The 10,893-nt window shown below is 37.9% G+C and carries 12 protein-coding genes and 2 pseudogenes; 12 read left to right on the top strand and 2 right to left on the bottom strand.

What is annotated here, in order from left to right:
* Positions 1–150: 150 nt before the first annotated feature.
* Positions 151–375, top strand: coding sequence for a hypothetical protein (locus tag FYJ75_RS14015; protein ID WP_154431030.1), 225 nt, complete (start codon positions 151–153; stop codon positions 373–375).
* Between the two features lie 14 nt (positions 376–389).
* Positions 390–593, top strand: coding sequence for a hypothetical protein (locus FYJ75_RS14010; RefSeq protein WP_154431029.1), 204 nt, complete (start codon positions 390–392; stop codon positions 591–593).
* A 922-nt stretch (positions 594–1,515) separates the two neighbouring features.
* Here the strand turns inward: FYJ75_RS14010 and FYJ75_RS14005 are convergent.
* Positions 1,516–2,001 carry a helix-turn-helix domain-containing protein gene (locus tag FYJ75_RS14005; protein WP_154431028.1) on the bottom strand — a complete coding sequence of 162 codons (486 nt, stop codon included), beginning with the start codon at positions 1,999–2,001 and terminating at the stop codon, positions 1,516–1,518.
* A gap of 492 nt (positions 2,002–2,493) precedes the next feature.
* On the opposite strand from FYJ75_RS14005, the gene FYJ75_RS14000 reads away from it, so the two are divergent.
* From FYJ75_RS14000 to FYJ75_RS13955, 10 genes and pseudogenes are all read left to right on the top strand, one after another.
* Entirely contained in the window at positions 2,494–2,691 is a 198-nt protein-coding gene (locus tag FYJ75_RS14000; protein ID WP_154431027.1) for a helix-turn-helix transcriptional regulator, read from the top strand.
* A pseudogene (locus FYJ75_RS13995) lies at positions 2,691–3,266 on the top strand (tyrosine-type recombinase/integrase); the annotation flags it as partial. The gene FYJ75_RS14000 and the pseudogene FYJ75_RS13995, both read left to right, overlap by 1 nt.
* A 65-nt stretch (positions 3,267–3,331) precedes the next feature.
* A complete protein-coding gene (locus FYJ75_RS13990) occupies positions 3,332–4,423 on the top strand; it encodes a plasmid recombination protein (protein WP_235907121.1) in 1,092 nt (363 codons plus the stop codon).
* 167 nt (positions 4,424–4,590) lie between these two features.
* Positions 4,591–5,025: a MarR family winged helix-turn-helix transcriptional regulator gene (locus FYJ75_RS13985; RefSeq protein ID WP_154431024.1), complete on the top strand. Its 435-nt coding sequence runs from the start codon at positions 4,591–4,593 to the stop codon at positions 5,023–5,025.
* A gap of 211 nt (positions 5,026–5,236) precedes the next feature.
* The gene (groES, locus tag FYJ75_RS13980) at positions 5,237–5,521 is read left to right on the top strand and encodes a co-chaperone GroES (RefSeq protein WP_075681758.1); all 285 of its coding nucleotides are present in this window, start codon (positions 5,237–5,239) and stop codon (positions 5,519–5,521) included.
* A 46-nt stretch (positions 5,522–5,567) separates the two neighbouring features.
* On the top strand, positions 5,568–7,181 hold the full coding sequence (gene groL, locus FYJ75_RS13975; RefSeq protein WP_154431023.1) for a chaperonin GroEL: 1,614 nt from the start codon (positions 5,568–5,570) through the stop codon (positions 7,179–7,181).
* Positions 7,182–7,254: 73 nt separating this feature from the next.
* Positions 7,255–7,761: a MarR family winged helix-turn-helix transcriptional regulator gene (locus FYJ75_RS13970; protein WP_075681754.1), complete on the top strand. Its 507-nt coding sequence runs from the start codon at positions 7,255–7,257 to the stop codon at positions 7,759–7,761.
* Positions 7,739–9,076, top strand: coding sequence for a citrate/2-methylcitrate synthase (locus FYJ75_RS13965; protein WP_154431022.1), 1,338 nt, complete (start codon positions 7,739–7,741; stop codon positions 9,074–9,076). The genes FYJ75_RS13970 and FYJ75_RS13965 overlap by 23 nt, the downstream gene beginning before the upstream one ends.
* Positions 9,077–9,441: 365 nt before the next feature.
* Positions 9,442–9,726 carry a type II toxin-antitoxin system RelB/DinJ family antitoxin gene (locus FYJ75_RS13960; protein ID WP_154431021.1) on the top strand — a complete coding sequence of 95 codons (285 nt, stop codon included), beginning with the start codon at positions 9,442–9,444 and terminating at the stop codon, positions 9,724–9,726.
* A complete protein-coding gene (locus tag FYJ75_RS13955; RefSeq protein WP_154431020.1) occupies positions 9,711–9,992 on the top strand; it encodes a type II toxin-antitoxin system YafQ family toxin in 282 nt (93 codons plus the stop codon). The genes FYJ75_RS13960 and FYJ75_RS13955 overlap by 16 nt, the downstream gene beginning before the upstream one ends.
* A 363-nt stretch (positions 9,993–10,355) precedes the next feature.
* Here FYJ75_RS13955 and FYJ75_RS13950 read toward each other — a convergent pair.
* Positions 10,356–10,592, bottom strand: a pseudogene (locus FYJ75_RS13950) (recombinase family protein); the annotation flags it as partial.
* Positions 10,593–10,893: the final 301 nt, after the last annotated feature.

Here is a 10,893-nt window from a genome sequence, read left to right as displayed (position 1 = left end):
TGTGTTTTCGCAGATTCAATTATACTGCTTTTTTAGGGGGTAATCACTTTTTTTGTAAAAAAATGTGAGAAATCCTTGAAAATATAATGTTTATAAAAATAAAAAAGGTAGTTAACTTGACACTACCTAACACACAGGGGGAGGTAGAAAATGATAAAAATTAATATATTGAAAAAAGGTGACGAGGTGATTTCTTTAAATGAGAAATTCTTGGCTGTAAAGAGAAAAAATGGAACAGTAGATGTTTATAATATTCTTTTTAATGAAAGCGGAGAAATGGGTATAGACCCTGTGAAGATGGCAGAAATTGGATTTGGAGAAGGCCTGGTAGAAAAGACAATGGAAGATGGTGAAACAAAAGTATTTACTTTTTAGAGGAGGAATCAAATATGGCAGGAAAAAAGGATAATTACTTATCTTTTGTGATAGGAAATTTAACTGATGCACAGGCAGCGAATATAATGAGTGATGTTGCAAAATCAAAAAACAAACATGCTCCATCAGCAAGGAGTGTAGGAGCAATAACTAAGCAAGATGGGGTTGGATCAATACTTGCAAAAGGTTGGCAAAATCTTATTGGAAAAAATGAGTAATATAAATATTGGACAGAAAAGGATCCTTCAGATTATTAATCTGGAGGATTTTTTTAGATTCAATAGTTAAGTTTCTACTGGCTTTTATGTGGCTGGTATGTTATACTGTTTTTAGACGAATGATGTCAAAATTGTTCGTTGTGTTAAGGGTGCTTTTGTAGAATAAAGAAGTAACTCTTAGAATCACGGATGATTCTTTCGTGATTCTAAAATGATTCTATTTATCGAAAAAGCACAAGAAAAACTAGGTGTTTTGGAAGATATAAAAAAATAGAAACACCGATTTTACCATAGTTTCACATCAGAAAAAGATATGGAACTAGGGAGTTTGAGTAATGAAAGTGTTAAAGGGCAAATGAACGTATCGCCTACAACTAAATAAAACTAATCAGAGACCATAAGATGAGTCCAAGTATTCCTCATCTTACGGTCTCTTTTTATTTTATCCCGTAGTAGCCGAAAACCTTGTAAATACCATAGTTTAGAGAGATATGCGAATTCTTTTATCTTTAAAGAGGAATCATTATTCATGGCTATTGTTGTCTCAGGGTAAAGACCTTTATCACGATAGTCAGAATAAACAAGATTGCCCCAAACAGGATAAAGGGATTTGCCCTGAGACAGAAAGCAACTCAAAGAATGCCGTATTTATGCGGTTTCTGAGGCTTTTCAATAACGATTTGATAACAAAATGATAACACTGTGATAAATTGCATTATTGATAAATAGTGCAAATGGTTAACAGGTGTGGTTTCAGATAAGACAATAAAAGGTCTTGTCGAGCTAATGAAAAATTAGCTTGGCAAGGCCTTTTTCTTTGCCTGAAAGTAAGCCGGTTGAAACGATTCGAAGAGCATTATTTCTTCTTATTTTCAGATTGATCGATTTTTTTGCCCTCAGCAATAAGCATGTCGCTGAGTTCCTAAGGGATGACTTTTGCGAAATGAGTATGTGTTGTCTGACCAACAACTGGATAGTGATAGCGCCACTGGTCATATTCATCCTGGGTGATCTGCTTAGACTCCAGAGCCTCTGCTTTATCCATCCAGTCCATCATCATGTCGTAGAGCTGGCTGCTGTCAGGAAAATGCTTTAAATCGAGATAAAGACGAGGCTGTCCGTCCTCCGCTTTCTCTATTTTAAGACCATAGCGGTCTTCAAGGGTAAAAAGAGTGTGCATAAGACCAACATAGGAATCAATATCCGGAACTTTCAGTGCTTCCGGATTTACATCAAATATATCTGCAAGTGCCTTGATCAGGTTGTCCTTTGGAACACGGGTTTCTTTTTCATATTGAGCCATACGGACATCGGCGGATTTTTCATCAAAGCCAATCTGTCCTCCTACATATTTTTGAGTCATTCCGCGTTTGGTGCGGAAGAAATGGATTCGTTCTCCTATTGCCATGGTAATGCTCCTTTCGCTGTAAGAAAAATAAACCAGATTTTTCCGAAATCTGACCCCATGAGGAATCCGCCCTGTGGGCTACTTCCTCATGTGGTTTACGTGTCTAAACAATACAGATAGAGATGCAAGCATCACACCTGTATTTGTTTGACACTGTTTATTTTAACATATTTGTTTAGTGCACTCAAGAACAAATTAAACAAATAAGTTTAATTATTCGCTTGACTTTAACAAAATTGTTTAGTGTTTTAGATTTCACAAAGACTTAAACAAATTAGTTTAAGATAAAAACTGAATGATCGTCTGAGAAATGATTATGACTCCGGAAAAGTATGCGATGATCGAAAGGGAGCGTATGGAGGGAGCGGAAACGGCGCAGTCCAAAACAGTCAATTAGGCTAATGAAACCAGAGGTTACCCGCCAGGAAAGTGTCAAAGGGAAACGACAAGTATCACAATAACAGATTTAAGAAAAGGAAGGTAAGAAGGATTATGGAAAAAATGTTTTTAAGAGTTTCAGATGTGGAAGAGATTTTAGGAGTATCAGAAAGTTATGCTTATAAGCTGATCAGAAAGCTTAACAAAGAAATGCAGGATCTGGGATTTCAGACCATACAGGGAAGAATTGATACAAAATTCTTCTATGAGCATTTTTATCAGACTCAGAATTATGAGAGGAGGGATGCATAATGCCGGTTTATAAGAATGATAAGAATGGCACCTGGTATGCGATGGTGCGATACAAGGACTGGACGGGACAGAATAAACAGAAGTGCCAGAGAGGTTTTGCCACAAGGCGTGAAGCTTTAGAATGGGAGGCTCAGTTCAAGTTGCAAAAGACCGCTGATATTGATATGACACTGGAAGCTTTCTATGAATTATATGAGCAGGATGTCAGACCGAGGCTCAAGGAAAATACATGGCTGACAAAGCAGGTAATTATCGAAAAGAAGATTCTTCCTTATTTAGGGAAACGGAAACTGTCAGAGATCACGGCAAAGGATGTGATTGACTGGCAGAATACAATGATGAAGCTGAAAAAGCCAAATGGGGAGCCATTATCACAATGTTACCTGAAAACAATTCATGCGGAACTGAGTGCTTTATTCAATCATGCAGCAAAATATTATCAGCTGAATATAAATCCTGCAAGAAATGCCGGATGTATGGGACAGGAGGAAAACAAGGAAATGTCATTCTGGACAAAGGAAGAGTACCTGAAATTTGCAGAAGCCATAATGGATCGTCCGATTTCCTATTATGCTTTGGTGAAGCGATAGCAGAATATAATGCAAAGCAGAAACGAAAGGACCGGCAGGTTACGGATTATTTGAAGGACATAAAGAATTCCGGAAATGGAGAGAAACAATTTTATGAGATTGTTGTACAGATTGGAAAAAAGGATGATACAGGTGTCCTGGATTCAGAGGGAAATCTATCTGTGGACGCAAAAGCAGCAAGTGAAATATTAGATGAATATGCCAGAAGTTTTCAGGAACGAAATCCGAATCTGTATTTGTTTAATGCGGTTCTCCACATGGATGAAGCAACACCACATTTGCATCTTGATTATATTCCTGTAGCACATGGATATAAAACAAAGATGCATACAAGAAATAGTCTTACAAAGGCTTTACAGGAAATGGGGATTGCTCCGGCTGTCTCAAAGACAGATAATGAGACAACTCATTGGCAGGAAAGAGAACGTGAATATTTAAAAGGATTGTGTTTGGAGCGGGGGATTGAGGTAGAAATCCTTGGAGTAAAACGTGATAATTACACAATTCCCGAATATAAGGTAGCTATGCGGGCTACAGAGGAATTGACGGCAGAACTTGAAATCTTAAATGCCGAAAAACAGGAAGCTGAAAGTGTGATTGCATCAGTAGGTGCTGAAATTGTAGATGCAAGGGAAGAAGTTGAAGAAAGCAAAAAGCATCTTGATGAAATAAATGAGCAAATCGCAGACAGGGAAAAACGCTATGCAGTATATGAAAAGAAAATTGATAAAGTATTGGCTGCTGGAAAGCCTGTTGCAAAGGAACTTGCGGTGATTCGTAAGAATGCAAAACAGCTTCCCTCTATTCTTGGAAGTGAGCCATCAGTCAAAATTTCTGAGAAAGATTTCAACCGTCTTATTGATATGGCGCAGGCATCAGGGACTTTGGAAAAATTAAATGAAATCTATGATCGGGAACTGGAACACATGCAGGGGATAATTGATGACCTAATGGTTCAAGTGAAAACATGGAAGGATAAAGTACTGCAATATGATAAGTTCATTCGCACTTTGGAAAAGCAGGACGGCATAACCTGCGAGTTCGATGCCGGGATTTGGAGCAGCTTTGTGCAGGAAGTGGTTGCAAAAGCTAAGGATGATATAAGATTCATATTCAAGAACGGATTTGAAGTAAGAGTATAGAAATAGGATTTGATGGCACTCGGGCAGTGAAATACTGGGGTGGTTTATGTGGAAAAAATGTAGGCGATATGATATGATAAACGATAAGATGTCCCATGAAAAAAATTTTGATGGATTAATTTGATATTTTGTAAAAAGAGTAAAAACAAAATAGGAGTGAAATTTTGATGAATATTGAAAAAAATTTGAGAGGTGGAAAGTTTAATCGTCTTCTTGAAAAAGCTATGGTTGATGTAAAAAATAAGACAAACCTAAACAGATTGGAACTGGAAGTTGTTTATTTGCTATCTCATTATGATGATATAACAACATTGACGGATATATGTCGGTACACGCAGATGAATAAAGGTCATATGTCTACTACTTTAGAGAATCTTGTTAAACAAGGATACATTGTATGCAAAAGAGATGATAAAGATCGTAGATATGTGAAATATGAGCTGACTGATGCGTCGGAACATCTTTGTCAGGAAATGGAGATTCTCTGGGCAGAGTTAACCGCCAAGGTGGTGGAAGGAATTGATGAAAGTTCTTTGGCGGTATTTAACCGGGTGTCTGAGCAGATTAGTCATAATATAGACAGATTGTTGGAGAATGACTAGGAATTGTTACACCGAGTAATCGGTGTGCAATTTTTTTATTTCTTTTGAAAAAATGGGTTGACATAGGTTTTTTATGTGCTATAATCCTTTTTAAACAAACAGTTTGGAAACAAACTGTTTGTATATGCTTCATATGAAGCATATATTTTTTACAAAATAAGTAGCACTCAATACAAGAGAGTGCTAACAATAAAGAAAAGAGGTAATGATTATGCAGTTAAAACCATTAGGAGAGCGTGTTGTTTTAAAACAGCAGGAAGCAGAAGAAAAAACCCAGTCCGGAATTATATTACCGGATAGTGCAAAAGAAAAGCCACAGACAGCTGTTGTCATTGCAGTAGGACCTGGAAGTGAAAAGAATGGAAAGAAAACAGAAATGCAGGTAAAAGAAGGCGACCGTGTGATTTATTCTCAGTATTCCGGTACAGATGTTAAGTTGGAGGATGAGGAATATATCATCGTAAATCAGTCCGATATTATTGCAATTGTGGAGTAGTAAAATAAAAATACAGTTATTTTATATGTAGAAAGAAGGAATTAACATGGCAAAGGAAATTTTGTTTGATATCGATGCAAGAAAAAAGATGGAAGCAGGCGTTGATAAGCTGGCAGATACTGTAAAGGTGACAATCGGACCTAAGGGACGTAACGTTGTATTGGATAAATCTTACGGAACTCCTTTGATTACGAACGATGGTGTTACGATTGCAAAGGAGATTGAACTGGAAGATCCTTATGAGAATATGGGTGCACAACTTGTGAAAGAGGTCGCAACCAAAACGAATGACATTGCAGGAGACGGCACGACAACGGCAACTGTTTTGGCACAGGCTCTAGTAGGCGAGGGTATGAAAAATATAGCAGCAGGTGCAAATCCAATTATTTTGCGAAAAGGAATGAAGAAAGCAGCAGATACAGCTATTGAAGCACTGGTTAAAATGAGCAAGCCTGTAACCGGAAAAGATCACATTGCAAAGGTTGCTGCAATATCTGCAGGTAATGATGAAGTCGGAACAATGATTGCCGATGCAATGGAAAAGGTTGGAGAGAATGGCGTCATCACAATAGAAGAATCAAAGACGATGCAGACAGAGATAGAGGTTGTAGAGGGAATGCAGTTTGACAACGGTTATTTATCTGCTTACATGTGTGATGATAAAGAAAAGATGATAGCTAATATGAATCATCCATACATTTTGATTACGGACAAAAAGATATCTAATATAAAGGATATTCTTCCTATATTGGAGCAGGTAATGCAGCAGGGAAGAGAAATGCTGATTATTGCAGATGACGTAGAGGGTGAAGCACTTACAACACTAATCGTAAACAGGTTGAGAGGCACACTCAAGGTCGTAGCTGTAAAGGCACCGGGGTATGGTGATGGTCGTAAGGAGATGTTAAAGGATATTGCAATTCTGACAGGTGGACAGGCAGTACTCGATGACCTTGGCATGCAATTAAAGGATATCACAGTTGATATGCTTGGACAGACTAAATCAGTTAAAGTAACAAAGGAACATACAACCATCGTGGATGGCGAGGGCAAGAAACAGGACATTGAAGAAAGAATCGCAATGATTAAGAGACAGGCTGCAGATGCTTCTGAGTACGACAGGGATAAGCTGGTAGACCGGGTGGCTAAGCTCGGCGGTGGTGTTGCAGTTATTAAGATTGGAGCTACAACTGAAACAGAGATGAAGGAAGCTAAGTATCGTATGGAGGATGCATTAAATGCCACTAGGGCTGCTGTGTCAGAGGGCATCATCAGTGGCGGCGGATCTGCTTATGTTCACGCACAAAAGGCAGTATATGACATGATATCAAGCATGGAGGGTGATGAGAGAACAGGAGCAGAGATTGTAGCCAAGGCATTGGAGGCTCCGCTTCGTGCCATTGCTGAAAATGCAGGCCTAGAGGGTGCTGTCATCATCAATAAGGTAAAGGAGTCAGATGAGGGCATAGGCTTTGATGCAATTTCTGAACAGTACGTCAATATGGTCGATGCAGGAATTATTGATCCTGTCAAGGTTACAAGAAGTGCACTTTCCAATGCGATTAGTGTGTCATCAACCTTATTAACAACGGAGGCTGCTGTGGCAAATATTAAGGAAACAGCACCTGCAATGCCGGCACAACCGGAAATGGGCTATTAAAATAATCCATTCTCTTTTACGAAGGGAAGTGACAGTCTGTTGCTTCCCTTATTTTAAATAAAGGAGGAGTAATATGGCAGAAACTATAGGAAATACAGATATTATAAAGCTGTCCAACGAATTGATATACCAAAGGCACTTGTTTAACCGGGAGCATAGAAAAGATGTCTTTATGAAAATGAGTATCCCGGAATACATTGCATTACAATATATTGCAATGGAGGAGACATCCGACATTTATTCAGGACGAGTCTATCTGAAGGATTTAGCGGACAAGCTTCAGATGACGATGCGACAGATTTCTAAAATGGTAGAAAAGCTACGAGACGTAGGATATGTATTATGGTCTCATGACGGTAACGGCAGTGAGGGCACCTATGTTACAATTACAGAAAGCGGACGAAGCCTGTTAAGGGCGCAGGAAGAAACACTTAAGAAGTATTACGGGAAGGTGTTCGAAAAGTTTGGAAAGGATAATTTGATTCAGTTACTACAGCTTATGAAGCAGTTGGAAACTATTATGAGCAGTGAGGTGGAGAATCTGGAGGTGAATAGAGATGACAACGGAGCAGATGAATGATTATTTTGAAGAATTGGAAGCAGTTTGTCTGAAAAATGATAACATTGCTCCGCGGTTATTTGAAGAATATGGCGTAAACAAAGGGCTTAGAGATGAAAATGGGAAAGGTGTCCTTACAGGACTTACCAACATATCAAAAATAGTGTCTTCAAAAATTGTTGATAATCAGAAGATTCCCTGCGATGGGGAATTGTGGTACCGGGGCTATCGAGTGGAAGATTTGATTCATTGTTTAGGACAAAATGAGTTTGGATTTGAAAAAATAGCATATCTTCTTTTGATGGGAAAACTGCCTGATGAAAGAGAGAAGGAAGACTTCGATAGAATTATTGGAGAGTGTAGGACATTGCCAACCAATTTTACAAGGGATGTCATTATGAAAGCACCTTCGGAGGATGTCATGAATTCCATGACCCGAAGTATTCTTACCCTGGCATCTTATGATAAAAAGGTAAAAGAACCAAGTGTCAGCAATTCGCTGCGTCAGTGCATCCAGCTCATCAGTGAGTTCCCATTGTTGGCAGTATATGGATATAATGCTTACAATCATTATGAAAAAAATGAGAGTATGTATATTCATCATCCCGATAAACAGCTTTCCACCGCGGAAAATCTATTGATGCTTCTGCGACCAGACAGGAAATATACCCTTACAGAGGCAAAGGTTTTAGATACGGCACTCATTTTGCATATGGAACATGGAGGAGGTAATAATTCTACATTTACCACAAGAGTCGTTACGTCATCCGGGTCTGACACTTATTCTACGATGGCAGCAGCAATGTGTTCGCTAAAAGGACCAAAACACGGAGGCGCCAACATTAAGGTAATGGAAATGATGGATGATATTAGGGCGCATATAAAGGATTATTCAGATAAGGATGAGATAGAAGCATACTTAAGAAGGATTGTTGATAAAGATGCATTTGACCAAAAGGGCTTAATCTATGGAATGGGACATGCAGTATATTCTATTTCTGATCCGAGGGAGAGAGTATTTAAAGATTATGTAAAACAACTGGCAGAGGAAAAGAAAAGGCAAAAAGATCTTGAATTGTATGAAAACATAGAGATGCTTGCTCCAAAGATCATAGCAGATAAAAGACATATCTATAAAGGTGTCAGTCCCAATGTAGATTTTTACAGTGGATTTGTCTACGATATGCTGGGTATACCGGTAGAACTTTATACAGCCATGTTTGCAGTAGCTAGAATCGTAGGTTGGAGTGCACACAGAATAGAAGAGATGATTTGCACGGATAAAATCATCAGACCAGCATATATGAGTGTTATGGAAGAAAAAAGACTCAGTTAGAGAGCTTTCTAACCAAGATTTCAGATGGTGTAATAATAAAATAATGCGTCAGCATATACATAAAATTAAAGAGCAGCAGACTTCATAGGGGTGTTCATTTGAACCCCCTTTTTGCTGTCTAAAGGGTTCATCGTTGAATTGTATCATTTTCTTTGTCCCAACGAAATGATATGGACATCCAACAAAAGAAATCATAAAATAATAGGTGCTACATTAAGGAATGTTAATGAGTATTGGAAAACAGAATAATACATTTGGATTACAATGTAAACCTAAATATTGACAAATGATGGTTTTCTTCATATAATAGGTATTAAGAAATGAGTATATACTATAGGCAAATGTGTTATATGGGAGGTGTTCAAATGGCTACAGTACCTACTCAGGTAAGAATTGATGAAAATTTAAAAAAGCAGGCTACAGAGCTCTTTTCGCAGTTAGGAATGGATATGTCCAGCGCAATGAATATATTCCTCAGACAGTGTGTTATGAGAGGTGGTCTTCCATTTGATGTAGTAGTTCCACAATATAAGCCAGAGGTTATTGAGGCTATGGAAGAAGCGAAAAGAATTAGCAAGGATCCTAAAACAAAGAGATACAGTAGCTTTTCTGATGCCATGGAGGACCTTGATGGATGCAGTATGAATTGATACTTACTGGCAAATTTAAGAAAAGCTTGAAATTAGCTAGGAAGAGAGGCCTTGATATATCTCTTTTAGAGGATATCGTCACTATGCTTCAGAATAATATTCCTTTAGTAGAAAAGTATAGAGACCATGAATTAAAAGGAAAATACCAAGGATTTAGAGAGTGCCACATTCAACCGGATTGGCTACTAATATATTTAAAAGAAGATGGTATTCTGACATTGACCTTGGTCGATACAGGAACACATGCAGATCTATTTAACATGTGATAACATAATACTGATAACAATTTGATAACATTAGCTCATACAGCACATGTGATTGGTGCAGATGAAACCAAATGGAGTCAAATCATAACAGAACGCCTTAACAAAAATGTTTAAGACAAGGATTAAGTTAGGGAGTTTGAATAACCTTTTGTGAAAATCGAGCCTTTATTTACACATCTTCCAAACAAAAAGTGTTAAGTTTTGGCAACGATTTGGCAACAGAATCTAACGCAAATGTGTTAAGTGAAATATGATATTAATTGCATTTAAAGAAGACCTTACTGAAGTTCTTTTCCAAACTGGAAAGGAATTTTGGTAAGGTCTTTTTCTTTATCTGTCTCTTACTTGTATGGTCTGTTGCCACTAGAAAATGGAATTAAAGCAGACATTAAGAAACTTATTGCTGGTGAAACAGGAAAACTTAGGACGGTGCTTGGTTTCACGGATTTTCTGAACAGTAATCCGTGTTTCTTCGTCCACAATTGCTTCCTGTGTGTTTTCAAAAATAATCCAGTCCTCCGGTGAATTGTGCACAGAATTCTTATCCTTATAGGATAGTTTCTTGGTGCGGAAATTTACGGTATGCCCCATATATTCAGGTTTTCTTACAAGGTCATTCTACCACGAATAAGAAAATAGCTGAACAGAACCATTGCTACAAGATGATGCTGCTTACCGGTTCGAAGGAGGAAAGTACATTGAATTTCCATCGAAATGCGGGTTATAACAGTTCGGATAAAACTGCGTTTATTCAGTGGATAAATTAGTAGTAGCAAAAGGGGCTGTGAAAAAAGAATAGTCCCGCATAAAAAAGAAAGACCAAGAGTTTTGCAATGAACTCAAGGTCTTTCTTTGTGTTATAATTAACTTACCATGAAAATTAATAACATAATCTATTCTA

Origin of the sequence: Roseburia porci (assembly GCF_009695765.1) — a bacterium.
Classification (GTDB): domain Bacteria; phylum Bacillota; class Clostridia; order Lachnospirales; family Lachnospiraceae; genus Roseburia; species Roseburia porci.
This window is presented reverse-complemented; position numbering and strand designations above follow the sequence as displayed.